The following is a 24,641-nucleotide window of genomic DNA, read 5'->3' as shown; positions in this document are numbered from 1 at the left end:
GCATCGCCTCCCGGCGCCGTCCCAATCCGCGGACGATCTGCCGCGGGGGAGACGCGAAACATGGCCGAGATCGCCGCGCCGGACACCCGCCCCGTCATCGTCAAGAAGTACGCCAACCGCCGCCTCTACAACACGGAAACCTCCTCCTACGTCACGCTGGAGGATCTGGCGGCGATGGTCCGCCAGGGCCGCGACTTCACTGTCTCCGACGCCAAGTCGGGGGACGACATCACGCGCTCCGTCCTCACGCAAATCATCGTGGAGGAGGAGGCGAAGGGCACGAACCTCCTGCCCATCCCCTTCCTACGGCAATTGATCGGCCTTTACGGCGACAGCATGGGCGCGGTCGTCCCGCGCTACCTCGAGGCCACGATGGGCCACTTCGCGCGCCAGCAGGAAGGCGTGCGGCGCGCGGCGGAGAACGCGATGGGCGGCTTCGGCGGCGCCGCGCATGCGTTCGAGGAGATCGGCAAGCAGAACCTCGCGATGTTCGAGCGGGCGATGAGCCTGTTCTCGCCCTTCCCGCGCGGGGGGAACGGCGCGGCGCCCCATCCCGGCGGCGGGCAGCCTTCCTCCGCGGAGGAGGTGGAGGCGATGCGGGAGGAGATCGCGACGCTGCGCCGGGAGCTCGCCGAGCTCCGCGCCGGGGAGGCGGGGCAGGCGTAGCGTGGCGGCCTTCCGGGCCGCGACGACGGCGGACCTGCCCGCGATCATCGCCCTCCTCGCCGACGATCCCCTCGGCGCCGCGCGGGAGGAACCGGGGCTTCCGGCGCATGCGGGATATCAGGCTGCCTTCGACGCTATCGAGGCCGACCCGAACCAACTCCTCCTCGTCGCGGAGGACGCGGGCGAGGTCGTCGGCACCCTCCAGGTCACCTTCACTCCCGGCCTGTCGCGGAAGGGTGCGTGGCGGGGGCAGATCGAAGCGGTGCGCGTCGCCGCTTCCAGCCGCGGCGCCGGGCTGGGCGAGCGGATGATCCGGCACGCCGTCGCCCTCTGCCGCGAACGCGGCTGCTCCATGGTCCAGCTCACGACGGACAAGTCCCGCACCGACGCGCACCGCTTCTACGACCGGCTCGGCTTCGAGCAGAGCCACTACGGGTACAAGTTGACCCTCTGATCGCCGCCTGGGCGTCCCGGCTTTCCCGTTTTTGATCCGCATCGAAGGGTGGGACGCCCTGTTCGGCCGTCCGGATCCTCGGCAACGTTCCGGCATTGCAACCCTCCGTGGGGAGCGTGGGCGCAACACCGGTGGCGCCCGCGTGGAGCCTCACGCGCCACGAGAACCGCCCGATGGCCTACAGCCCCGCCCCGACTTCCGGCGCCGACAGCATCACCGGGGACGACGCCGATGACCTGATCGACGGCCTCGGCGGCAACGACACGCTGCGTGGCGGCGGGGGGAACGACACGCTCATCGGCGGGCCCGGGGCCGACCTCCTGGACGGCGGGCCCGGCATCGGAGCCGATGTCGCGTCCTACGGCACCGCCCTGTCCGGCGTGTCGGCGAGCCTCACGACGGGCATCGGCACGATCGGGGATGCCGCGGGTGACACCCTCGTCGGCATCATGGGCCTGCTGGGCTCGGCCTACGCGGACACGCTCGTCGGCGATGCCGGCGGCAACCAGCTGCTGGGGGGCAACGGCGACGACATCCTCTCGGGCCTCGGCAGCGGGGACCAGCTTGCCGGCGGCGGCGGCGCCGACCTGCTCCTCGGCGGTGAGGGCGATGACACGCTGGACGGCGGCATCGGCGCCGACACGCTGACCGGCGGCATCGGCACGGACACCGCGACCTATGCGAACGCCGGCGCGGCCGTCGCGGTCAGCCTGGCACTCGGGAAGGGCACGGCCGGCGAGGCGGCGGGCGACCTGCTCACCGGCATCGAGGCGCTCACCGGCTCCGCCTTCGACGACACGCTGACGGGCAGCGCCGCCGCGGATCGCATCAACTCCGGCCGGGGGAACGACAGCGTCCTCGGCGGGGGCGGCGACGACGTCTTCCTCAACGAAGGCGGCGCCGACCTGCTGAAGGGCGAGGGCGGGAACGACAGCATGCTGACGCGAGGCGGCGGCAGCACGCTGGACGGCGGGGAGGGGAACGACTCCCTCTACGGTCAGGCAGCGCTGACCGCGATGCTCGGCGGCGCCGGCAACGACCTGCTGGACAACAGCGTCGGCTCCGTCTCCGCCACCCTCGACGGCGGTGCGGGGGCGGACACGATGAAGGGTGGCGCCGGCGACACGACCTACACCGTGGACGACGCGGCGGACGTGATCCTGGTCGCTCCCGGGGCAGGCCGCGGCCTCGTCGTCGCGCAAGGCGTGAACTGGACGCTCGGCGACGGGCTGGACGACCTCGTCTTCCTCTACGGTCCCGATCTCGATCCCGACCTGTACCTGGAGGCTCGCGGGAACACGCGGGACAACGTCATGACGGGCGGAGCCAGGGGCGACTACCTCGGCGGACTCGATGGCAACGACACCCTCCAGGGCGGTGACGGCTCCGACATCCTGGAGGGCGGCGGAGGGAACGACCTGATCGTCGGCGGGAAGGACGGCGACATCCTCGTCAGCGGCGGCGGCGCCGACACCCTGATCGGCGGTGCGGGCGACGACTTCTACATCGTGTCTGCCGGCACCACGGTCGCCGAGGAGGCGGACGGCGGCCATGACATCGTCCAGGCCTCGATCGACTTCGTCCTCCCCGAGCATTTCGAGGATCTCCAGTTCATCGGGTCGGGCGGCAACCTCCGGGGCTGGGGCAATGCCGCGAACAACACCATCATCGGCAACCCCGGGAACAACGGCCTGTTCGGCCTCGGCGGCAACGACACGCTCGCCGCAGCCGCGGGCAACGACGTGCTGGATGGCGGCGAGGGCGCCGACTCCTCCTGGGTGGCGAGGGCGACGACGTGCTGCTGGGCGGCGAGGGGAACGACACGCTGCGCGGCGATCCCGGCGCCGACCTGATCAATGGCGGGGCGGGGCGCGACACCGCCTCCTTCCTGACGAACGGGTCCGGCGCGACGGCGGTGACGGTGAACCTCGCGCTCGGCATCACCGGCGGCGGCGCGGCGGGCGACACGCTGATCGGCATCGAGAACGTCATCGGCTCGAGATCCGGCGATCTCCTCGTCGGCGATGCCGGAGTGAACCGGTTGGAGGGCGACGAGGGCGACGACACGCTGGAGGGCGGGGTCGGCGCCGACGAACTCCTGGGCGGTGCGGGCCGGGATGCCGTCTCCTACGCGGGTTCGGCGGCGGGCGTGACGGTCAACCTCCTCCGCCCCGCCGCGAACCGCGGCGATGCGGCGGGCGACGTGTTCTCCCGCATCGAGGACGTCATCGGCTCCTCCTTCGACGACGTGATCCGCGGCGATGCAGCGGCCAACCTGCTCGTCGGCGGGGGCGGCACGGACCGGCTGCGGGGCGAGGGCGGCGACGACACGCTCATCGGCGGGGCAGGCGCCGACGGGCTGCATGGCGGTGACGGGGCGGACAGCTTCCGCTTCGGCAGCCCGTCGGAGGGCCGCGACGTCATCCTGGACTTCACGCCGGGCCAGGACCGGATCGAGGTCTCCGCGGCCACCTTCGGCCTGCCCCCGGGACGGCTCTACGTCGTGGCCTTCCAGCCGTCGGTGACCGGCTCACCCTACGGCGACCACCCGCAATTCACCTACGAGACGGACACGGGCCGGTTGCGCTGGGATGCGGATGGCGACGGGCCGGGCAAGGCGGTCCTGATCGCGACCCTCGCGGGCCTGCCCATGCCCTCCTACGCCGATTTCTTCGTCGTCGCGTGAGGCGAGGGCCACGCCGGCCTTCGCGCCGCAGCCCGGCCCGCCCAGGCCTGGGACCATGACGCCCGTCCACGCCGTGACCCTGCCCGACGGCCACGTCGTCAGCGACGACCGGCGCCGGCTGGACATGGACGCCGTCCACGCCGCCCTCTCGACCGCCTACTGGTCCGCTGGCCGCCCGCGCGCCGTCACTGAACGGGCCTGGGCGCATTCCCTGCCGGTCGTCGTCACCGCGCCGGACGGTGCCGTGGCCGGCTTCGCGCGGCTGGTGACGGATCGCGCCCTCCGCGCGCACCTCGCCGACGTCTTCGTGCGGCCGGCATCGCGCGGGCTCGGCCTGGGCCGGGCGATGGTCGATTATGTCCTCTCGCATCCCGCACTCGCGACCGTCACGCACTGGACGCTGACGACGCGGGACGCCCACGGCCTCTATGCCCGCCTCGGCTTCGAGAGCGCGCCCGCCGACCCGGACTCGATGACGATGGTTCGCCGCCCCGCGGGTCAGCCCGGCACGTAGGCCCGCCAGGCCCGGTCCACCGCCCCTTCCGCGGCCATTGCCGCCAGAGCCTCCCGCAGCGCCGCGAGCGGCAGGTCGCCCGGGTCCGGCGAGGCCGCGAGCCAGGCGGTCGCCGTCACCACCGGCGGCCCCAGGCGGGCGGCGTGGCCGAGGGCGGCCATCTCCCAGGCGATCTGGCTCGCCGTGGCGTACCAGGCTTGCGCCCGGCCCTCCGCCAGGGCGCACGCGGCCTCGTGCGCTTCCTCGACGGGCAGGAGGTTCTCGAAGCCGCGGTCGCGCAGGAACCTCTCCTGCACCCCGCCGCGCGGCACGGCGATGCGGGACAGGCGCCGGGCGTCGTCCAGGTCCACCGCCGTGCCGAGCGTCCCCATCACCTGCGGCACGTCGAGGAGCGGCGCGACCCAGGTGAAGTCGCCCTCCCGCGACGGCTCGCGGCCGAGCGGTGCGATCAGCAGCCCGCGCGCCGCGCGGGCGCGGGCCACGGCCTCGGGGAAGGGGAGGAAGGAGAAGGCGGCGTCCCGCCCGATCCGCGCCGCCGCCGCGCGCAGCAGGTCGGGCACGATCCCCCCGCCTCGCCCCCGGCGATGGACAAGGGCCGGATATCCGCGGTGAGGACAGGGACGGGCGTCCCGCTCACCCCGCCAGCCCAAGGGCGGCGTAGGCGCGGATCGAGGGCGGCCAGGCCGCCATGACCTCCGCCCGGTAGGCCCAGGCGGCCCAGGCCGCCGCGGCCAGGATCACGAGCGACAGGGTCCAGGCGAGGGCGACGCGCGGCCCTTCCTCCGAGGTGCGGCGCGGCGGCGGGGAACGCGGGGTGGCCCGGGGGTCGGCGGGACCTCCGGCACCGGGGGTTGCATGGATGGCGGCAAGGGGGGACCGCCGTCCCGGGCCTTTCGCCCCCGCCGGCCCGGTCCCGGGTATTCTCCGGGACCGCCAGGGCGGGGGCCGAGAGGGGGGCCGAGACGGAGGACAGGGACGGGGACAGGGACGGGGGCGGCGGGGCAGCCGCGGGCGGCGGCGGCGCCCAGGCCGTTCCGCAGCGCGCGCAGCGGACCGTGCGAGCGCCGTTCAGCCGCGCCACCACTGCGGACGGCAGGTCATATTCGGCGCTGCAATGGGGGCAGGCGACGCGCATCGCCCGGAAGATGCGGGCGCCGGGCCGCCGCCGCAACAGCAGCGTCCCGCGGCTTCCCCGGGTGCGGGCGAAAGGTTATCGGATTTGCGTGAACGGCGCCGTCGGGAAGCCCGCCGGCCCGCGAAGGGAAGAAGGGAATAAGGACGCGATGAGCGCGCAGTACGTCGCGGACGCCACGGCGAAGCCCTGGCTTCCCGTCGTCCACATCACCAGCACCTTCCCGAGCGGCGCCGTCTACGGCGGCAGCGGCGTCGTGGTCGGCCGGAACGACGTGCTGACGGCCGCGCACATGGCCTTCAGCCTCCGCGACGGCGGCGCCGCGACGAAGGTGGAGATCGAGCCGGCCTACGACCCGGCGATCGGCACGGGGCTCCTCGGCACCTACTTTTCCATCAAGGCGACCTACTCCACCGCCTTCGACCCGGACGGGGACGGCTACCTCCTGACGGGCGACGGGCGCGCCGCGACGCGGGGCGGGAGCGAGCTGGATATCGCCCTGCTCGACCTCTCCGTGCCGATCGGCGACCAGACCGGGTGGTACAAGGTGGACTTCTCCGACAGCTTCCGGAGCGGCACCGCCACCCTCGCCGCCTACCCGGCGCGCTATGGCAGCCTCGTCACCGACACGGCCTACGTGTTCGACGACCTGCGCGACGATTTCGTGTGGACCAGCCTCCTCGACATCAGTCCCGGCAGCTCCGGCGGGCCGGTCTACGTGCAGTCGGGGGCGGACAGGCTCGTCGTCGGCATCGTCTCGACGCGGCTGGCGGCGGCGGACCCGGCGGGACAGGACGCGATCCGGCTGCGCCTCGACGCGAACGACGTGCTGATCGGCACGCCGGTCCAGCGCAAGGGCGGGCCCGGTGCCGACGAATTCGCCGGCACGGCCGACGCCGACATCCTCTCGGGCTTCGAGGGGAACGACACGCTACGCGGCGGTGACGCGAACGACCGGCTGATCGGCGGCGGCGGGAACGACCAGCTGGATGGCGGCGGGGGGCGTGACACCGCCTATTTCCGCGGCCCGCGGGCGGACTACGCCGTCACAGACGCGGGGGGTGTCGTCACCGTCTCCGACCGGGTGGCGGGCCGCGACGGGACGGACGTGTTGACGGGCGTCGAGACGCTCTCCTTCGCCAAGTCCGCGGTATACCGCTTCTTCAACTCCGTCGCCGGCGGCCACTTCTTCACCACCGACCCGGTGGAGCGCGACGCCGTTCGGTCCACGCTGCCGCAGTACCGCTACGAGGGCACGGGCTACTACGCCGAGGACGGCGACACGCCCGGCGCGGTCCCCGTCTACCGGTTCTTCAACACCGTCGCGGGCGGGCACTTCTTCACCACCGATCCGGTCGAGCGCGACGCCGTGCGGGCCCGCCTGCCGCACCTGCGCGAGGAAGGGGTGGGGTACTTCGCGATGCCGGGGGCCGAGGAGGGCTACGCCGCGGTGTACCGCTTCTTCAACACGATCGCCGGCGGACACTTCTTCACGACGAGCACGGCCGAGCGGGACGCGGTTATCGCGCGGCTGCCGCAATACACCTACGAGGGGATCGCCTACCACGTGCCGAAGGATTCCTCCTTCGACCTGTAGGGCCGATCGGTAGGGCCGATCGGTAGGGCCGCCCCCTGTGGCGCCGGCCCGCGGGGGGGGGGGCGGTCGCGCCGCGTCCCGCCGCCCCGGCATGCCGGCTCCTCGACGCCGCGGTGCCAGCACGCCCCCCCGCGCAGCCTCCCCCGGGGGTGCGAACCGCAGGGCAGAACGGGATCGTTGCGGAATCGGTGACACCTCACGCCCTCTTGCACGGGGCCGCGCTTGGCGGTCGCGACACGGCCTGCGAACACCGAGACATCCCCATGAAACGTCGCCGTCGGAAGGGAACCATGAGCGGCACCGGCCGTTCCCCGCCCGTGCCCCCCCTCGCGATCCATCACCTCGACCCCCTTCGGCTGGGGGCGCTTCCGGCTTGGCCGGCGGCGCTGTCCCGCGTCGCTGCGCTCGGCTTCACGGCGGTCTGCGTGCCGCCGCCGGTGGCTCCGGGACCGTCCGGCGTGGCCATGGGCGATCCGGACCGGGCGCACCCGGCGCTCGGCGCCGGGTTGGGTGCTGGTACGGAGGCGATCGCGGCCGTCGCGCAGGCCGCGGGCGCCGCCGGGCTGGCGCTCTGGCTGGACTTGGCACCCGAGGCCTTCGCCGCCGGCGGCGCGCTGGCGGGGACGCGACCCGACCTGTTCCGCCGCGACGAGGCTGCGCCGCCCGACCCGCGGCGGGGCCCGGTGCGGCTGGACGTGGCGGTCATGGACCTGGACCTGCCGGAGACCCGCGCCTGGTGGGGCGAGCGGCTGGCGGACTGGGTCGGCGCGGGGGTGGCGGGGTTCCTCGCGGGCTCGCCCGGCCGCCTGTCGGCCGAGGCCTGGGCCGCCCTGATCGCCGCGGCGCGCGGCGCACGGCCCGAGGTGATGTTCGCAGCGCTCACGAACGGCCAGCCTTGGGACGAGGCGCGGGCGCTGAAGGGCGCGGGGTTCGACGCCCTGTCCTCCTCCGTCGCGTGGTGGAACGGCCGGGACGCGTGGCTGATGGAGGAACGGGCGGCCCTGCCGGGGCCCTTGCTGGCCTTCCCGGCGCTCCCCGGCACGCGCCCTGCGCCGGAGGACAGGTTGCGGCTGGGCCTCGCCGCCGCGCTGGGCGACGCGCTGCTGGTGCCCGACGGCTTCGGCGCGTCCGACGACGCGTTGCGGGCGGCCTGCGCGACCCTGCGGGAGACGGCGGGAATGGGCGGCGCGACGCGGGTGCTCAGCGCCCCCGGCGCGCCGGTCCTCGCGGTCGCGCGCGCGGGGTCTGACCTGCGCGTGGCCGAGGACGCGCTGGTCGTGCTGGCGAATGCGGATACGGCACCGGCCACCCTCGATCCGGCGGCGATCGGCGCCGGGCTCGGCGCCTTCACGCTGCCGGACGGGCCGGTCGCGCTGGCCGCCGGCGAGGTGCTGGCCCTGCGCGCCGCGCGCGCGGCGGCGGTCCGCCGGCCAGGGCGCGGGGACGCGAAGGAGGGCGTCGCCGTCCCGCGCATCGGGATCGAGGCGGTGACGCCGCTCGTGGATGGCGGCCGCTTCGCCGTGAAGCGCACGGTGGGAGAGGTCGTGACCGTCGAGGCCGACATCGTGGCGGACACGCACACGACGCTCGCCGCCGCCCTGCTCTGGCGCGCGGCGGACGAGGACGAGTGGCGCGAAGTGCGGATGCGGCCGCTCGGCAACGACCGGTGGACCGCGTCTTTCCCGCTGTCGCGACTGGGGCGACACCAGTTCGCGGTGGAGGCCTGGGTGGATGCCTATGCCGCCTGGCGCGACGAGGTGACGAAGAAGACCGCCGCCGGCGTGAACGTGACGCTGGAACTGGAGGAAGGGCGCCGCCTCCTCGCGTCGCGCGGCGACGTGAAGGGCAAGGACCTGCGGCGTGCGATCGAGGCGCTGGCGGCGACGGTGAAGGGCGCGGACGACGCGACGCGGTTGGCTTTGCTGACCGCGCCGGAGACGGCGGCGCTCATGCAGGCCGCGGACCCGCGCCCGCAGCGAATCCGGCAATCGCCGCACGGGATCGTGGATGCGGAGCGGTTGGAGGCGCGCTTCGCGTCCTGGTACGAGGTCTTCCCGAGGTCGCAGTCCGGCAGCGAGACGCGGCACGGCACCTTCGCCGACGTCATCCGCATCCTGCCCCGCGTGCAGGCGATGGGCTTCGACGTGCTGTACTTCCCGCCGATCCACCCGATCGGGCGGAAGAACCGGAAGGGGCGCAACAACACGCTGACGCCGGGGCCGGAGGACGTGGGCTCGCCCTATGCCATCGGGTCGGAGGAGGGCGGGCACGACGCGATTCACCGGGAACTCGGCACGCTGGAGGATTTCCACCGCCTGCGCGACGCGGCAGCGGAGCACGGGCTGGAACTGGCGCTGGACTTCGCCATCCAGTGTTCCCCCGATCATCCCTGGCTGAAGGAGCATCCCGGCTGGTTCGACTGGCGTCCCGACGGGACGATCAAGTACGCCGAGAACCCGCCGAAGAGGTACGAGGACATCGTCAACGTGGACTTCTACGCGGAGGGCGCGAAGCCTTCCCTGTGGGTCGCGCTGCACGACGCCGTGCGCTTCTGGGTGGACCAGGGCGTCAAGATCTTCCGCGTGGACAACCCACACACGAAGCCGCTGCCGTTCTGGGAGTGGATGATCGGCGAGATCCGGGCGACGAACCCGGAGGTGATCTTCCTGTCCGAAGCCTTCACGCGCCCCAAGGTGATGTACCGTCTCGCGAAGGTCGGGTTCTCGCAGTCCTACACCTACTTCACCTGGCGCGAGACGAAGGCCGAGATGGCGGAGTACCTGACGGAACTCTCGACGCCGAGTCCTTCGGGTGGGGCGCCGTGTGACTTCTTCCGCCCGAACTTCTTCGTCAACACGCCGGACATCAACCCGCGCCACCTGCAGACGGGCGGGCGGCCGATGCATCTGGCGCGCGCGGCGCTGGCGGCGACCCTGTCGGGACTCTGGGGCGTGTACCAGGGCTTCGAGCTTTGCGAGGCGACGCCGCTTCCGGGGAAGGAAGAGTACCTGGACAGCGAGAAGTACCAGATCCGCGTCTGGCCGGAGCGCCGCCCCGGTGACATCGTGGATGAGGTCACGCGCCTCAATCACATCCGGCGCGCGAACCCCGCGCTGTGGACGCATCTCGGCGTGACCTTCCTGCCCGCGGCGAACGATGCCGTGCTGTTCTACGAGAAGGCGACGGCGGACCGGTCCAATGTCGTCCTGATCGCCGTCAGCATGGACCCGTCGCGTCCGCAGGACGCTGCGATCGAGATGCCGCTGTGGCACTGGAACCTTCCCGACGGCGCAGCGCTGGAGGTCGAAGACCTGATGACCGGTCGCCGATTCACCTGGAACGGAAAGCAGGGCCGCATCACCTTGACCCCCGAACAACCCTTCCTGATCTGGCGCGCCGCCCCGCAGGGTGGCTGGCGCCCGACCGCCCGCGACGGGAACACCTGATGCCCCCAGAAAGCGTCGGCGACGCGCTTCCCTCCGACAACCTGCCGCCGGTGCGGGAGGCCGATCCGCGCGACCCGCAATGGTACCGGGACGCCGTCATCTACCAGCTGCACGTGAAGTCCTTCTTCGATTCCAACCATGACGGGGTCGGGGATTTCGAAGGGCTCTTGCAGAAGCTGGACTACGTGGCCGACCTCGGCGTGGACACGCTGTGGCTGCTGCCGTTCTATCCCTCCCCGCGGAAGGATGACGGGTACGACATCGCGACCTATGTCGGTGTGCATCCGGATTACGGCACGCTGGACGACGCGCGGCGCTTCATCGACGAGGCGCATCGGCGGGGGCTGCGGGTCATCACCGAACTGGTCGTGAACCACACGTCGGACCAGCATCCCTGGTTCCAGCGCGCGCGCAACGCCCCGAAGGGGTCGCCGGAGCGGGACTTCTACGTGTGGTCGGACACCGACGAACTGTATTCCGGCACGCGCATCATCTTCCTGGATACCGAGAAGTCCAACTGGACCTGGGACCCCGTCGCCGGCCAGTACTTCTGGCACCGGTTCTACTCCCACCAGCCCGACCTGAACTTCGAGAACCCCGCGGTGCTGGAGGAAGTGCTGAAGGTCATGCGCTACTGGCTCGACGCCGGGGTGGATGGCCTGCGTCTCGATGCCGTTCCCTACCTCATCGAGCGCGACGGTACGTCCAACGAGAACCTGCCGGAGACGCACGCGATCCTGCGCGAGATCCGGCGGGAACTCGACCGCGGGCACCCCGGCCGCATGCTGCTGGCCGAGGCCAACATGTGGCCGGAGGACACGCAGCAGTATTTCGGCAGTGGCGACGAGTGCCACATGGCCTTCCATTTCCCGCTGATGCCGCGGATGTACATGGCGATCGCGCAGGAGGACCGGTTCCCGATTTCCGACATCCTGCGCCAGACGCCGGACATCCCGGAGGGCTGCCAGTGGGCGATCTTCCTGCGGAACCACGACGAGCTGACGCTCGAGATGGTGACGGACAAGGAACGGGATTACCTCTGGAACACCTACGCGGCCGATCGCCGCGCGCGGATCAACCTCGGCATCCGCCGGCGCCTTGCGCCGCTGCTGGAACGGGACCGGCGGCGGATCGAACTGATGAACGGCCTGCTGCTCTCCATGCCCGGCACGCCGGTCATCTACTACGGCGACGAGATCGGGATGGGCGACAACATCTACCTCGGCGACCGCGACGGGGTGCGGACGCCGATGCAGTGGTCGCCCGACCGCAACGGCGGCTTCAGCAAGGCGGATCCGGCCGGGCTGGTGCTGCCGCCGATCCAGGACCCGCTCTACGGCTTCCAGGCCGTGAACGTGGAGGCGCAGGAGCGCGACGCGCATTCGCTGCTGAACTGGACGAAGCGAATGCTGGCGACGCGCAAGCGATCCCAGGCCTTCGGGCGCGGGACGATGCGGCTGCTCTACCCCGGCAACCGCAAGGTCCTGGCCTACCTGCGGGAATACGAGGGGGAGACGGCGCTATGCGTCTTCAACCTGTCCCGCACGGCGCAGGCGGTCGAACTTGACCTTTCATCGCTGGCCGGGCGCGTGCCCGTGGAGATGCTGGGCGGCACGGCATTCCCCGCGATCGGGCAATTAACCTATCTGCTGACGCTGCCGCCCTACGGCTTCTACTGGTTCCTGCTTGCCACCGATCAGGTCATGCCGGCCTGGCACGTGAAGGCGCCCGAGCCCTTGCCAGATCTCCGCACCCTCGTCTTCCCGACCACCGCGACGGAGCTTGCGGGTGCCCAGCGGGAGGCGATCGAGCGCGACGCGCTGCCGCAATGGCTCGCGAAGCGGCGCTGGTTCGCGTCGAAGGGTGAGGCGCTGGAAGGCGTGCGACTGCGCGCCATCGCGCCGATCCCGGGCGGCCGCTTCACGCTGCTCGCCGAGGTGGAGGTGACGCTGCCCGGCCGTACCGAACGCTACGCGCTGCCGCTGGCGGTGGTGGAGGATGACGACACGGCTTCGCCGCTGGCCTACCAGCTGGCGCTGACGCGACTGCGGCAGGGGCGGCGCGTTGGCTACCTGACCGATGCCTTCGCGTCGGACCATTTCATCCATCGCGTGTTCGATGCGCTGCGGGGCCGGGCCGTCGCGAAGACGGAGGACGGGGAAGTCCACTTCGTCCCGGACGAACGTCTCCTTACGCTGGAACTGGGGCCGACGCCGGAGGTGCGGCGTCTGCCTGGGGAACAGTCCAACACCTCGATCATCGTGGGAGAGGCCACGGTGCTGAAGATCCTCCGCAAGCTCACGGCAGGCGTGCATCCCGAAGTGGAGATGACCCGCTACCTGACCGCGGCCGGCTACGAATCCGCGCCGCCGCTGCTGGGGGAAGTCGTGCGCCACGCGCCCGACGGGACGCCGGTGACCCTGATGCTCGTGCAGGGCTTCGTGCGGAACCAGGGCGATGCCTGGGGCTGGACGCTGGACTGGCTGTCCCGCGCAGCCGACCAGCCGGAGGATGGGAACGACGCGCTGGCGGGGTACCTCGCCTTCATCGCGGCGCTCGGGAAGCGGTTGGGCGAACTGCACGCGGTCCTGGCGCGACCGAGTGACGATCCGGCCTTCGCGCCGGAGGAAGCGGGGACGGCCGACCGCACGTCCTGGGCCGCCGGCGCCATCGCGCAGCTCGACCCGGCGCTGACGCTGTTGCGCGACGCGCAGGACTTGGCGGAAGAGGACGCGGCACTGCGCGACTCCGTCCTCGCCCGTGCGGACGGGCTGCGGGCCGCGGCGCGGCGGCTGGCGGCCTCGGCCGATGGTGCGCTGAAGACGCGGGTGCACGGCGACTTCCACCTGGGCCAGGTCCTCGTCGCGCAGGGCGACGCCGTGATCGTGGACTTCGAAGGGGAGCCGGCGCGCACGCTGGAGGAGCGGCGCGCGAAGGGTTCGCCGCTGCGCGACGTCGCGGGGCTGCTGCGGTCGCTCGACTACGCGGCGGGTGCGGCCGCCGGGCAGTTGTCGGCCGCCCCGGCGGAGCGCCGCGACGCGCTGCTGGCGCGCTTCCGGCAGGAGGCAGGCGCGGCCTTCCTGACGGCGTATCGGGAGGCCGAGGCCGCGGCACCGGTGAAGTGGGCGCCTGAGGCGACGACGGATGCGCTGATCGACCTCTTCACGCTGGAAAAGGCGGCCTACGAGGTGCGCTACGAGGCGGCGAACCGTCCGGGCTGGCTGCCGATCCCGCTGCGCGGCCTCGCGGCGCTGGCCGACCGCCTGGTGCGGGCGTGAGTGCGTCCGACGCGATCGCGGAGGGACGCCACGGCGATCCCTTCGCCGTGCTGGGTGTGCATGACGGGCGCCTCCGCACCTTCCAGCCCGGCGCGCGGGCGGTGGAGGCTTGCGGGCAGGCGCTGGAGCTCGTCCATCCCGCGGGTCTTTGGGAGGGACCTGCGCCGGCCGGCCGCGCCACGCTGCGCATCACGTGGGACGGCGGCGTGCAGGAGACGGAGGACCCCTATTCCTTCGGCCTGCTCCTCGGCGAACTGGACATCCACCTGCTCTCGGAAGGGCGGCACCACGAGATGGGCCGCGTCCTCGGCGCGCAGGTGATGACGGTGGAGGGCGTGCCCGGCGTGCGCTTCGCCGTCTGGGCGCCGAACGCGCGGCGCGTCTCCGTCGTCGGTGACTTCAACGCCTGGGACGGGCGTCGCCACCCCATGCGGCTGCGGCGCGAAGCGGGCGTGTGGGAGCTCTTCGTCCCACGCCTCCGGCCCGGCACGCGCTACAAGTTCGAATTGCTGGACCCCAACGGATCGCCCCTGCCGCAGAAGGCCGATCCCGTCGCGCTGCAGGCGGAACTGGCGCCAGGCACGGCGTCCATCGTGGCGGATCCCGCGCCGCATGCCTGGCGTGACGAGGCCTGGATGGCGCGACGCGCCGCCGCGCAAGCACCGGATTCGCCGATCGCGATCTACGAAGTGCATCCGGGCTCGTGGTGGCGCGCGGAGGACGGCCACGCGCCGGACTGGGACGGGCTGGCGGGGCGCCTCATTCCCTACGCGAAGGGCATGGGCTTCTCCCACATCGAACTGCTGCCGATCATGGAGCACCCCTTCGGCGGATCCTGGGGCTACCAGCCGCTCGGCCAGTTCGCGCCGACCGCGCGCTTCGGCGATCCCGCCGGCTTCTCGCGCTTCGTGGATACCTGCCACCGCGCGGAGATCGGCGTCATCCTGGACTGGGTGCCCGCGCACTTCCCCACGGACCCGCACGGTCTCGGACGCTTCGACGGCACCGCGCTCTACGAACATGCCGACCCGCGGGAGGGCTTCCACCGCGACTGGAACACGCTGATCTACAATTTCGGGCGGAACGAGGTGCGCGGCTTCCTCATCGCCTCCGCGGTGCATTGGCTCGAGCATTTCCACGTGGACGGGCTGCGGGTGGATGCCGTGGCGTCCATGCTGTACCGCGACTACTCCCGCAACCACGGCGAATGGGTTCCGAACCGCTACGGTGGGCGGGAGAACCTGGAAGCCGTGGACTTCATCCGGGAACTGAACGGCGTCGTCCGTCACCGCGTCCCCGGCGCCATCATGGTCGCCGAGGAAAGCACCGCCTGGCCGGGTGTCTCCTCCCCTGTCGAGGAGGGTGGCCTCGGCTTCCACTACAAATGGAACATGGGCTGGATGCACGACACCCTGCACACGATGCAGGAAGACCCGATCAACCGGCGCTGGCATTACTCCGGCCTGACCTTCGGGATGGTCTATGCCTATACCGAGCGCTTCGTCCTCCCGCTGTCGCACGACGAGGTCGTGCACGGGAAAGGGTCGCTCCTTCGCAAGATGCCGGGCGACGACTGGCAGAAGCGCGCGAACCTCCGCACCTATCTTGCCTTCCAGTGGACGCATCCGGGGAAGAAGCTGCTCTTCATGGGCACGGAAATCGCACAGCCCACGGAGTGGAACCATGATTCGCAACTGCCCTGGCACCTGCTGGACGATCCGGGCCATCGCGGCGTGCAGTCGCTGCTGCGCGACCTGAACCGGCTCTATCGCGACCTGCCCGCGCTGCATGCGTGCGACACGGCCCCGGAGGGCTTCGCCTGGGTGGTGGCGGACGACACGGTCAATACCGTGCTGGCCTTCACGCGCCACGCGCCTGGCGCGCCACCCGTGCTGGTCGTACTGAACCTCACGCCGGTACCCCGCGAAGAATACCGCCTGGGCGTTCCGGTCGCGGGCGCCTGGACCGAGGCGCTGAACAGCGATGCCGCGGGCTATGGCGGATCCAACCTCGGCAATGACGGCGTCGTCTTCGCCGAGGATGTCCCCGCCCACGGCCGCTCTCATTCCGTTTCGTTGACGTTGCCGCCCCTGGCCGCGCTTATTCTCGTTGCGGCTCAACCGTGACCGGTCCGGGCCGTTCCTCTAGGCCGAACACGGACAGTTGAGGTTTTATGCCCGCCACGCCCGACCGATTGCTGCCCGGTAGCCCCTACCCTCTCGGGGCCCATTGGGACGGCCTGGGCGTCAACTTCGCCGTCTTCTCCGCGCACGCCGAGCGGATCGAGCTCTGCCTCTTCTCCGGTGGCGGGCGGCGGGAAATCGCGCGCTTCGACCTGCCGGAACACACCGACGAGGTCTGGCACGGCTACCTGCCCGATGCCGGCCCCGGCACCATCTACGGTTTCCGCGCTCACGGCCCCTACGACCCCGCGCGCGGGCATCGCTTCAACCCGACGAAGCTGCTGCTCGACCCCTATGCGCGGCAACTGGTGGGCGGCATCGCCTGGTCCGACGCGCTCTTCGGCTACCGCGTCGGCGCCGGCCGTGGCGACCTGACCTTCGACCGCCGCGACAGCGCGGCCGCGATGCCCAAGGCCATCGTCACCGCCGAGGGCTTCTCCTGGGGCGAATCCCGGCCGCCACGGCGCCCCTGGAACGACACGCTGATCTACGAGGCCCACCTGAAGGGCCTGACCCGCCAGCACCCCGACATCCCGGAACGCGCGCGCGGGACCTTCGCCGCCCTCGGCCATCCGCGGATCATCGAGCACCTGAACCGGACCGGCGTGACCGCGGTGGAGCTGCTACCGGTCCACGCCTTCATGCAGGACCGCTTCCTGGTGGAGAAGGGGCTGACGAATTTCTGGGGTTACTCGACGCTGTCCTTCTTCGCGCCGGAGCCCGCCTATCTCTCGACCGGCAACCTCGACGAGATCCGCGCTACCGTGCGGCGCCTGCACGACGCGGGGATCGAGGTCATCCTCGACGTCGTCTACAACCACACCTGCGAGGGGTCGGAGATGGGGCCGACCATCTCCTGGCGCGGCCTCGACAATGCCTCCTACTACCGGCTGATGCCGGACAACCCGCGCCACTGCATCAACGACACGGGCACGGGAAACACCGTCAACCTCTCGCATCCCCGCGTGCTGCAGATGGTGACGGACAGCCTGCGCTACTGGGTCGAATCCTTCGGCGTGGACGGCTTCCGCTTCGACCTCGGCACCATCCTGGGCCGCGAGCCAACCGGCTACGACCCCGGTTCCGGCTTCTACGACGCGATGCGGCAGGACCCCGTGCTGAACCGCGTCAAGCTGATCTCGGAACCCTGGGATGTCGGCCCGGGCGGCTACCAGGTCGGCAACCACCCCCCGGGCTGGGCGGAGTGGAATGACAAGTACCGCGACGGCGTCCGCCGCTACTGGCGTGGGGAGGAGCATCGTCGCCCCGACCTCGCCGCGCGGCTGACGGGTTCGGCCGAACTCTTCGACCGCCGCGGGCGCCGCCCCTGGGCCAGCGTGAACTACGTGGCGTCGCATGACGGCTTCACGCTCCATGACCTCGTCACCTACGCCGATCGCCATAACGAGGCGAACGGCGAGGACAACCGCGACGGCCATGGCGACAACCATTCGGGCAACTGGGGATTCGAGGGCGAGACGGACGACGCGGAGATCGGGAAGACCCGGGCGCGGCTGAAGCGCGCGATGCTCGCGACGGTGCTCTTCTCTGCCGGCACGCCGATGATCCTGGCGGGCGACGAGATGGACCGCACGCAGCGCGGCAACAACAACGCCTATTGCCAGGACAACGAGATCTCCTGGGTGGACTGGGAACGCGCCGCGACGCCGAAGGCGCAAGACCTCATCGACTTCACGGGCCGCCTGGCGCGGCTGCGTGGCCGCCTCGCACCGCTCCGCCCCGCGCGCTTCCCGCACGGCCAGTCGCAGCCGCTCCCCGGCCTGCAGGACACGCAGTGGTTTGGCCAGGACGGTGCGGTGCTGACGCCCGACTCCTGGAACGACCCGATCGCCAAGACATTCCAGATGCTCCGCGCCGACGTGGCGCCGGACGGCGGCGTGGACACCGTGTTGTTCATGCTGAACGCGGACTCCGCGGACCAGCCCTTCACCGTGCCGGCGACGGGCCGGAACTGGTGCCTCCTCCTCGACAGCGCCGACCCTAAGGCGGAGGAGCGGATGCTGGACGAGGGCGAGACGACGCTCACGGTCGGCGCGCGCTCCGTCGCGCTGCTCTGGGCACGGCTCGACAAGGCCGGCGATGCCTGACCCGCTCTGGGGCCCGGTCCTGCGACAGGACGGCACGGCGGCCTTCCGCCTCTGGGCACCGTCGGCCGAGGCCGTGATGCTGCAGCTGGCAGGCCGCGCGGCCCTCCCCATGCGCGGCGACGCCTCGGGCTGGTTCGCCGCGGAGGCGCCGGCGCTTCCGGGCTACCAGTACCACTTCCGCGTCGGCGACCTGCTGGTGCCCGATCCGGCGTCGCGCTTCCAGGCGGGCGACGTGCACGACGCCTCGGTGATCGTGGACCACGGCGCCTATCGCTGGCGCCACGCCGACTGGCGCGGCCGGCCCTGGCACGAGACGGTGCTGTACGAACTCCATGCCGGAGCCTGCGGCGGCTTCGCAGGCGTGCGCGCGATGCTGCCGCGTCTGCGCGACCTCGGCGTCACCGCCGTCGAGCTCATGCCCATCGCCGACTTCCCGGGCCCGCGGAACTGGGGCTATGACGGCGTGCTGCCCTTCGCACCCGACGCTGCCTACGGCACGCCGGACGAACTGAAGGCGCTGGTGGATGAGGCGCATGGCCTCGGCTTGTCCATGTTCCTCGACGTCGTCTTCAACCATTTCGGCCCCGACGGCGCCTACCTCCACGCCTATGCGAAGCCCTTCTTCGACGAAGGCCAGCACACGCCCTGGGGCGCCGCCATCGACTTCCGCCGCCCGGAGGTCCGCGCCTACTTCGAGGAAGCGGCACTCACCTGGCTGCGCGACTACCGCTTCGACGGTCTGCGCCTCGACGCGGTCCATGCCATCTCCGAACAATCCTGGCTCGATGCGCTGGCAACCCGCGTCCGGCGGGAGATCACGGATCGCCACGTCCACCTCGTCCTGGAGAATGAGAGCAACACGGCGTCGAAACTCTCCCCGCACCTGTTTGACGCCCAGTGGAACGACGACGGCCACAACGTCCTGCACCCCCTGCTGACCGATGAGCGGGAGGGTTACTACGAGGACTTCGCCGAAGACGGCGCGCGGAAACTCGCGCGCGTGCTGGAAGGGGGTTTCCTCTTCCAGGGCGAGGTCATGCCGCACCTGGGCCGCCCGCGCGGCGAGCCCTCGGCGCACCTGCCGCCGACCTCGTTCGTCCTGTTCCTGCAGAACCACGACCAGGTCGGCAACCGCGCGATGGGGGAACGCCTGCCCGCGCTGGCGCATCCCGGCGCACTGCGGGCCGCGGCAGCGCTGCTGCTGCTGTCGCCCCAGATTCCCATGCTGTTCATGGGGGAGGAATGGGGCGCGACGGCGCCCTTCCTGTTCTTCGTCTCTTCCCCGATCCGGCGCTCGGCGATGCCGTCCGCGAGGGGCGCCGCCGCGAGTTCTCCCACTTCGCCGCCTTCCGCGATCCCGCAGCACGCGCGCGCATCCCCGACCCGACGGCGGAGTCCACCTTCGCCGCTTCCATCCCCGCCCCCACCGAAGCATCGCGCCCGCCGCACGACGCGATCCTCGCGCAGCACCGCCACCTCCTCGCGTTGCGCCACGCCGAGATCATCCCACGCCTGCCCGGCGCCACGGCCGAGGGCGCCGAGGCCGTCGGTCCCAAGGCGGTCCTCGCCCGCTGGCGCCTAGGCGACGGCGCGCGGCTGACGATCGCCTGCAACTTCGCCGACGCGCCCGCGGCCGTGACGGCCACCGGACGCCTCCTGCACGAGACCGCGCCGGGCGCCGCCACCACGCTCGCCGCCGGCACCATCCCGCCCCGCACGACGGTCGCGCTTCTGGACATCGCATGACCGAAACCCTGCTCGCCCTCGCCGGCTCCGCCGGCATCGCCGCTCGGTGGCGAGACGTGCGCGGGGAGGAACACGACGTCTCCCCCGACACGATGCGCCACCTCCTCGGCGCGCTCGACCTGCCGGCGGAGACGCCGGGGCAGGTCGCGGACAGCCGCGCGCGGCTGGAGGAGCGGCGGTTGCGCCTGCCGCCGCTCTGCACCGCGGTCGCCGGGCAGCGCGTCCTCCTCGGCCTGCCCGACGCACCGGCCTACCGGCTGACTCTGGAGGACGGCACGGTCCGCGAAGGCCGCGCCTTTCAGGCCAACGGGCTGCTGACCTTCGACGCGGTGGACCAGCCCGGCTACCACCGGCTGGAGATCGGCGGCGAACGCACGGTCCTCGCCGTCTGCCCCCCGCGCTGCCACGGCGTGGCGGAGGGAACGCGCCCCTGGGGCCTCGCCGCGCAGCTCTACGGCCTGCGGCGCCGCGGCGACGGCGGCATCGGCGATTTCGGCGCGCTGGCGGAACTGGCGCGTGCGACGACGGCGCGGGGGCATCCGCGCTCGCGATCTCCCCCGTTCACGCCCAGTTCTCCGCGGATCCCGAACGCTTCTCGCCCTATGCGCCGTCATCGCGCCTGTTCCTGAATGTCCTGCACGCCCGGACCGATGCGCTGGGCGAAGCGGCGCTGGCCGCTGCGCTCGACCGGACCGGCACGGGACAGGCCTTGGCACGCCTGGAACGCGCCGATCTCGTCGAATGGCCGGACGCGGCGCGCCTTCGCCTGCGACTGTTCCGCGCGATGTTCGATTCCTGGCCGGGCTCCGACCACTTCGACCGCTTCCGCGCCGAAGGCGGCGAGGCGCTGGAAAGCCACGCGCGCTTCGAAGCCTTGCACGCCCATCTCTACGGAGGCGACCAGAACCTCTGGAACTGGCGCACCTGGCCCGCCGAATACGCGCGCCCCGACGCGCCGGGCGTCGAAGCCTTCGCGCGCGACCACGCGCGGGAGGTCGCCTTCCACGCCTTCCTGCAATTCCTCGCCGGTCGCGGCCTCGCTGCCGCCCAGGCGGCGATGAAGGACGGCGGTGCCTCGATCGGCCTCATCGCCGACCTCGCCGTCGGCACGGACGCCGGCGGCTCCCACGTCTGGTCGCGGCAGGGGAGATCCTCCGCGGCGTCGGCGTCGGCGCACCACCCGACATCTTCTCGCCGCTCGGCCAGTCCTGGGGCATCTCGGCGTTCTCGCCGCACGGCCTGCAGGCCAACGGCTACGGCGCCTTCCTGGAAATGCTGCGCGCGGCCATGCGCCACGCCGGCGGCGTGCGGATCGACCATGTCATGGGCCTCGCGCGGCTCTGGCTCGTGCCGGAGGGTGCCTCGGCGGCCGACGGCGCGTATCTGTACTTCCCGGTCAGCGACATGCTCCGCCTCGTCGCGCTGGAATCGCAGCGGCACGGTGCGGTCGTCGTGGGCGAGGACCTCGGCACCCTGCCCGAGGGCTTCCGTGAACAGCTGGACTCCGCCGGCGTCATGGGCCTTCGGGTCCTGTGGTTCGAGCAGCGGCAGGACAAGTCCTTCATCCCACCTGCGCAATGGTCCCCCGGCGCCGTCGCCGTCACGACGACCCACGACCTGCCGACCGTCGCGGGCTGGTGGAAGGGCCGCGACATCCTGCGCCGTGCGGAACTCGGGCTCTTCGGCGAAGGGAATGACGGCGCCGAGCAGCGCGACGAACGCGTCCGCGACCGCCGCCTGATGTGGGACGCCCTGTGCGCCGCCGGATCGGCGGAAGGCGACATGCCCGACGAAGCGCGTGCGACGGCCGTCGTGGACGCCGCGGCCCGCCACGTCGGCCGCGCCGCCTGCACCCTGGCCCTGCTGCCGTTGGAGGACGCCCTGGCGCAGGAGGAACAGCCCAACCTCCCCGGCACGACGGAGGGGCACCCCAACTGGCGCCGCCGCATGCCCGGCGAGGCCGCGACCCTCCTCGACCCCGCCGACGTCACGGCGCGCGTCGCCGCCTTCGCGAAGGCCCGGTCGTCATGAGCGGTGACCGCCCGATCCGCGCCACCGCCCGGTTGCAGTTCCACAAGGACTTTCCGCTGGATGCCGCCGTGCCGCTGGTGCCCTACTTCCGGCGCCTCGGCATCAGCCATGTCTATGCCTCGCCGATCCTGAAGGCGCGGCCCGGTTCCACCCACGGCTACGACATCGTGGACCCCGACCGGATCAACCCCGAACTGGGCGGGGAAGAGGCGCTGTCCCGCCTCGTCGCCGCGCTGCGGGCGGAGGGGATGGGCCTCATCCTCGACATCGTGCCGAACCACATGGGCGTCGGCGGCGCGGACAATGGCTGGTGGCTCGACGTGCTGGAATGGGGCCGCCGCTCCCCCTTCGCCGAGTTCTTCGACATCGACTGGGACCCGCCCGATCCCGGGCTGCACGACAAGCTCCTCGCCCCCTTCCTCGGCGCGCCCTACGGCACCGCGCTGGAAGCCGGCGACCTGACCTTCAACTTCGAGGCGCATAGCGGCAAGTTCTACGTCGCCTACTACGAACACCGCTTCCCCATCGCGCCGCGCACCTACGCCGACATCCTCTCCGCAACCGAGGAACCCGCGCTGGAAGGCCTGGCGCAGACCTTCCGCGCGCTCGGCACGGGCGGCTCGCGCGATGCGGCGCGCGCCGCGGCGGGCCTCGCGCTCGACCTGCTCGCGCGCCACGCCGCGACGACGGAGGGCGGTGCGCAGATCGCCGCCGTCACCGCCGCGCACGACGCGAAGACGGCGGAAGGCCGCGCGCGCCTCCACGCCCTCCTGGAACAGCAGCACTACCGCCTGGCCTGGTGGCGCGCCGCGACGGACGAGATCAACTGGCGCCGCTTCTTCGACATCACCTCCCTCGGCGGCCTCCAGGTCGAGCGTCCCCGCGTCTTCGACGCGACCCATGCCACGATCCTGCGCCTCTACGCCGACGGGCTGATCGACGGCGTGCGCGTGGATCACGTGGATGGCCTGGCCGACCCGCGCGGCTACTGCCGGAAGCTGCGCCGTCGCCTGGCCGCCCTGGAACCCACGCGGCCGGCCGACGCGCCCGCCGGCCCTGCCCTTCTCGTCATCGAGAAGATCCTCGCCCCGAACGAACGCCTGCGCCGCGACTGGCTGGTGGACGGCACCACGGGCTACGACTTCATGGATGCGGTCGCGGCCGTCCTGCACGACCCCGCTGGCGCGGAACCGCTGACCGACCTCTGGCATGCCCATACCGGCCGCCCCCGCGACTTCGCGGAGGAGGCGAAGGATGCCCGCCGCCACATTCTCCGCTACAACCTGGCGTCCGAACTCAACGGCACCTCCGCCGCGCTGCGCCGCATCGCCTCGCGCGACCTCGCGACGCGCGACTTCACCCTCACCGCCATCCGCCGCGCGCTGACGGAGGTGCTGGTGCACTTCCCCGCCTACCGATCCTACGTCGGCGCCGCCGGACGGTCGGAGGAGGACGAGCGTCTGCTCGCCCGCGCCATGGCCGGCGCCCGCCGCACCGTCCGCGCGACGGAACGCCCATTGTTGGAATTGCTCGACGCCTGGCTCGGCGGCGACACGCCGCGCACGCTGCCGACCACGCTGCGGCGGGAACGCTGGCGCACCGCCATCCGCTTCCAGCAGCTTTCCGCCCCCGTCGCCGCCAAGTCGGTCGAGGACACGGCCTTCTACCGCTATGGCCGCCTGATCTCCCGCAACGAGGTGGGGTCGGAACCCTCCCACCTCGCGCTCACGCCCGCCGCCTTCCATGCCGGCAACCGCGAACGCGCGCGGCACTTTCCGCGCCAGATCCTCGCGACCGCGACACACGACCACAAGCGCGGTGAGGACGCGCGCATCCGCCTCGCCGTCCTGTCGGAACTGCCGGAGGAATGGTCCGCCGCCCTCACCCGCTGGACCCGCCTGAACGCCCCTTTGAAGAAGGAGATCGAGGGTGAGCCCGCCCCCGATTCCACCGACGAGCTGATGCTCTACCAGAGCCTCGTCGGCGCCTGGCCGATGGAGCTCGACCCCGCCGACGACGCAGGCGTGAACACCCTGATCGAACGCCTGTCGAAGTGGCAGGAGAAGGCGCTGCGCGAGGGCAAGCGGCGCTCCGACTGGGCCGCGCCGAACGAGGCCTACGAAGCCGCGTGCCAGGACTTCCTCCGCGCCATCCTCGCGCCCGACCGCGTCAGCCGCCTCCGCGACGACATCGCGGGCTTCGTCAACCGCCTCGCGCCCGCCGGCGCGCTGAACGGGCTGTCGCAACTCGTCCTGCGCTGCACCGCGCCGGGCATCCCAGACCTCTACCAGGGCACGGAGTTCTGGGACCTCTCTCTCGTGGACCCCGACAATCGCCGCCCCGTGGACTTCGCCGCCCGCCTCGCCGCGCTGGAGGCCGGGACGCCGCCCGCCGACCTGCTCCCGCACTGGCGCGACGGGCGGGTCAAGGCCGCGATCCTGCACCGCGCCCTGGACCTGCGCGCGCGCCACGCCCCCGTCTTTACCGGAGGCGAGTACCTGCCCCTGGAAACCGATGGCCCGCTTGCAGCCCACGTCCTCGCCTTCGCGCGGCGCGCCGGCGACGCGGCCTGCATCGCCGTCGCGACGCGCCTTTCCGCCCGGCTGCCGGGAACGGACACGGCACCGCAGGTTGCGCCGGACGCCTGGGCGGGCACCGACCTCGTCCTGCCCGACACGCTCGCCGGCCAGTCCTTCCGCGACACGCTGACCGGGGAGGCCTTCGCGGCCAGCGGGCGTCTTCCCCTCTCCGCCCTCCTCCGCCGGCTTCCCGTCGCGCTGCTGGAACCGGCCTGACCGGC

General features: G+C 72.0%; 16 protein-coding genes and 2 pseudogenes. 16 read left to right on the top strand and 2 right to left on the bottom strand.

All coding sequences use genetic code 11. From position 1 onward, the window contains the following. The first annotated feature begins 60 nt into the window (after positions 1 to 60). The 5 genes from phaR (at position 61) to ACE7GA_RS10705 (ending at position 4,320) form a co-directional block, all read left to right on the top strand. A complete protein-coding gene (phaR, locus tag ACE7GA_RS10725) occupies positions 61 to 666 on the top strand; it encodes a polyhydroxyalkanoate synthesis repressor PhaR (protein ID WP_376099233.1) in 606 nt (201 codons plus the stop codon). A 1-nt stretch (position 667) separates the two neighbouring features. Further along, positions 668 to 1,120 carry a GNAT family N-acetyltransferase gene (locus tag ACE7GA_RS10720; RefSeq protein WP_376099231.1) on the top strand — a complete coding sequence of 151 codons (453 nt, stop codon included), beginning with the start codon at positions 668 to 670 and terminating at the stop codon, positions 1,118 to 1,120. 173 nt (positions 1,121 to 1,293) lie between these two features. Then, positions 1,294 to 2,973, top strand: a complete 1,680-nt coding sequence (locus tag ACE7GA_RS10715) for a calcium-binding protein (protein ID WP_376099229.1) — start codon at positions 1,294 to 1,296, stop codon at positions 2,971 to 2,973. Continuing rightward, positions 2,916 to 3,806, top strand: coding sequence for a M10 family metallopeptidase C-terminal domain-containing protein (locus ACE7GA_RS10710; protein WP_376099227.1), 891 nt, complete (start codon positions 2,916 to 2,918; stop codon positions 3,804 to 3,806). The genes ACE7GA_RS10715 and ACE7GA_RS10710 overlap by 58 nt, the downstream gene beginning before the upstream one ends. Before the next feature lie 55 nt (positions 3,807 to 3,861). Beyond that, positions 3,862 to 4,320 (top strand): GNAT family N-acetyltransferase, encoded by a 459-nt coding sequence (locus ACE7GA_RS10705; RefSeq protein WP_376099225.1) that lies wholly within the window; start codon positions 3,862 to 3,864, stop codon positions 4,318 to 4,320. On the opposite strand, the gene ACE7GA_RS10700 is transcribed toward ACE7GA_RS10705, so the two are convergent. Both ACE7GA_RS10700 and ACE7GA_RS10695 read right to left on the bottom strand, forming a co-directional pair. Beyond that, positions 4,305 to 4,880, bottom strand: coding sequence for a substrate-binding periplasmic protein (locus ACE7GA_RS10700; RefSeq protein WP_376100600.1), 576 nt, complete (start codon positions 4,878 to 4,880; stop codon positions 4,305 to 4,307). The two genes, ACE7GA_RS10705 and ACE7GA_RS10700, sit on opposite strands and share 16 nt — an antisense overlap. Positions 4,881 to 5,356: 476 nt before the next feature. Beyond that, positions 5,357 to 5,455: pseudogene (locus tag ACE7GA_RS10695) on the bottom strand (zinc-ribbon domain-containing protein); the annotation flags it as partial. Positions 5,456 to 5,603: 148 nt separating this feature from the next. Here ACE7GA_RS10695 and ACE7GA_RS10690 point away from each other — a divergent pair. The 11 genes and pseudogenes from ACE7GA_RS10690 (at position 5,604) to treY (ending at position 24,636) form a co-directional block, all read left to right on the top strand. Then, positions 5,604 to 7,049, top strand: a complete 1,446-nt coding sequence (locus tag ACE7GA_RS10690; protein ID WP_376099223.1) for a trypsin-like peptidase domain-containing protein — start codon at positions 5,604 to 5,606, stop codon at positions 7,047 to 7,049. 290 nt (positions 7,050 to 7,339) lie between these two features. Beyond that, positions 7,340 to 10,495, top strand: a complete 3,156-nt coding sequence (locus tag ACE7GA_RS10685; protein ID WP_376099221.1) for an alpha-1,4-glucan--maltose-1-phosphate maltosyltransferase — start codon at positions 7,340 to 7,342, stop codon at positions 10,493 to 10,495. Continuing rightward, positions 10,495 to 13,773 carry a maltose alpha-D-glucosyltransferase gene (gene treS, locus ACE7GA_RS10680; RefSeq protein WP_376099219.1) on the top strand — a complete coding sequence of 1,093 codons (3,279 nt, stop codon included), beginning with the start codon at positions 10,495 to 10,497 and terminating at the stop codon, positions 13,771 to 13,773. Before ACE7GA_RS10685 ends, treS begins: the two co-directional genes overlap by 1 nt. Next, on the top strand, positions 13,770 to 15,899 hold the full coding sequence (gene glgB / locus ACE7GA_RS10675) for a 1,4-alpha-glucan branching protein GlgB (RefSeq protein WP_376099217.1): 2,130 nt from the start codon (positions 13,770 to 13,772) through the stop codon (positions 15,897 to 15,899). The genes treS and glgB overlap by 4 nt, the downstream gene beginning before the upstream one ends. A gap of 47 nt (positions 15,900 to 15,946) precedes the next feature. Beyond that, positions 15,947 to 18,064: a glycogen debranching protein GlgX gene (glgX, locus tag ACE7GA_RS10670; RefSeq protein ID WP_376099215.1), complete on the top strand. Its 2,118-nt coding sequence runs from the start codon at positions 15,947 to 15,949 to the stop codon at positions 18,062 to 18,064. Next, the gene (gene treZ, locus ACE7GA_RS10665) at positions 18,057 to 19,646 is read left to right on the top strand and encodes a malto-oligosyltrehalose trehalohydrolase (protein ID WP_376099213.1); all 1,590 of its coding nucleotides are present in this window, start codon (positions 18,057 to 18,059) and stop codon (positions 19,644 to 19,646) included. Before glgX ends, treZ begins: the two co-directional genes overlap by 8 nt. Beyond that, positions 19,550 to 19,810 carry a DUF3459 domain-containing protein gene (locus tag ACE7GA_RS10660; protein WP_376099211.1) on the top strand — a complete coding sequence of 87 codons (261 nt, stop codon included), beginning with the start codon at positions 19,550 to 19,552 and terminating at the stop codon, positions 19,808 to 19,810. Before treZ ends, ACE7GA_RS10660 begins: the two co-directional genes overlap by 97 nt. Next, positions 19,807 to 20,439 carry a hypothetical protein gene (locus ACE7GA_RS10655; protein ID WP_376099209.1) on the top strand — a complete coding sequence of 211 codons (633 nt, stop codon included), beginning with the start codon at positions 19,807 to 19,809 and terminating at the stop codon, positions 20,437 to 20,439. The genes ACE7GA_RS10660 and ACE7GA_RS10655 overlap by 4 nt, the downstream gene beginning before the upstream one ends. After that, a pseudogene (locus ACE7GA_RS10650) lies at positions 20,361 to 20,894 on the top strand (4-alpha-glucanotransferase); the annotation flags it as partial. The gene ACE7GA_RS10655 and the pseudogene ACE7GA_RS10650, both read left to right, overlap by 79 nt. After that, positions 20,828 to 21,841 (top strand): 4-alpha-glucanotransferase, encoded by a 1,014-nt coding sequence (locus ACE7GA_RS10645; protein WP_376100215.1) that lies wholly within the window; start codon positions 20,828 to 20,830, stop codon positions 21,839 to 21,841. The pseudogene ACE7GA_RS10650 and the gene ACE7GA_RS10645, both read left to right, overlap by 67 nt. After that, positions 21,838 to 24,636: a malto-oligosyltrehalose synthase gene (treY, locus tag ACE7GA_RS10640; protein WP_376099207.1), complete on the top strand. Its 2,799-nt coding sequence runs from the start codon at positions 21,838 to 21,840 to the stop codon at positions 24,634 to 24,636. The genes ACE7GA_RS10645 and treY overlap by 4 nt, the downstream gene beginning before the upstream one ends. Positions 24,637 to 24,641: the final 5 nt, after the last annotated feature.

It is taken from the genome of Roseomonas sp. CCTCC AB2023176 (genome assembly GCF_042259275.1).
GTDB lineage: Bacteria > Pseudomonadota > Alphaproteobacteria > Acetobacterales > Acetobacteraceae > Roseomonas.
Note: the sequence above shows the minus strand (reverse complement) of the source record. Positions and strands in the feature narration are given on the sequence as shown.

What these genes read in the sequence shown, in the direction of transcription:
- phaR (WP_376099233.1), top strand. Translation starts at nt 61, where the DNA reads ATGGCCGAGATCGCCGCGCCGGACACCCGCCCCGTCATCGTCAAGAAG.
- ACE7GA_RS10715 (WP_376099229.1), top strand. Translation starts at nt 1,294, where the DNA reads ATGGCCTACAGCCCCGCCCCGACTTCCGGCGCCGACAGCATCACCGGG.
- ACE7GA_RS10705 (WP_376099225.1), top strand. Translation starts at nt 3,862, where the DNA reads ATGACGCCCGTCCACGCCGTGACCCTGCCCGACGGCCACGTCGTCAGC.
- ACE7GA_RS10690 (WP_376099223.1), top strand. Translation starts at nt 5,604, where the DNA reads ATGAGCGCGCAGTACGTCGCGGACGCCACGGCGAAGCCCTGGCTTCCC.
- ACE7GA_RS10685 (WP_376099221.1), top strand. Translation starts at nt 7,340, where the DNA reads ATGAGCGGCACCGGCCGTTCCCCGCCCGTGCCCCCCCTCGCGATCCAT.
- treS (WP_376099219.1), top strand. Translation starts at nt 10,495, where the DNA reads ATGCCCCCAGAAAGCGTCGGCGACGCGCTTCCCTCCGACAACCTGCCG.
- glgX (WP_376099215.1), top strand. Translation starts at nt 15,947, where the DNA reads ATGCCCGCCACGCCCGACCGATTGCTGCCCGGTAGCCCCTACCCTCTC.
- treZ (WP_376099213.1), top strand. Translation starts at nt 18,057, where the DNA reads ATGCCTGACCCGCTCTGGGGCCCGGTCCTGCGACAGGACGGCACGGCG.
- ACE7GA_RS10655 (WP_376099209.1), top strand. Translation starts at nt 19,807, where the DNA reads ATGACCGAAACCCTGCTCGCCCTCGCCGGCTCCGCCGGCATCGCCGCT.
- treY (WP_376099207.1), top strand. Translation starts at nt 21,838, where the DNA reads ATGAGCGGTGACCGCCCGATCCGCGCCACCGCCCGGTTGCAGTTCCAC.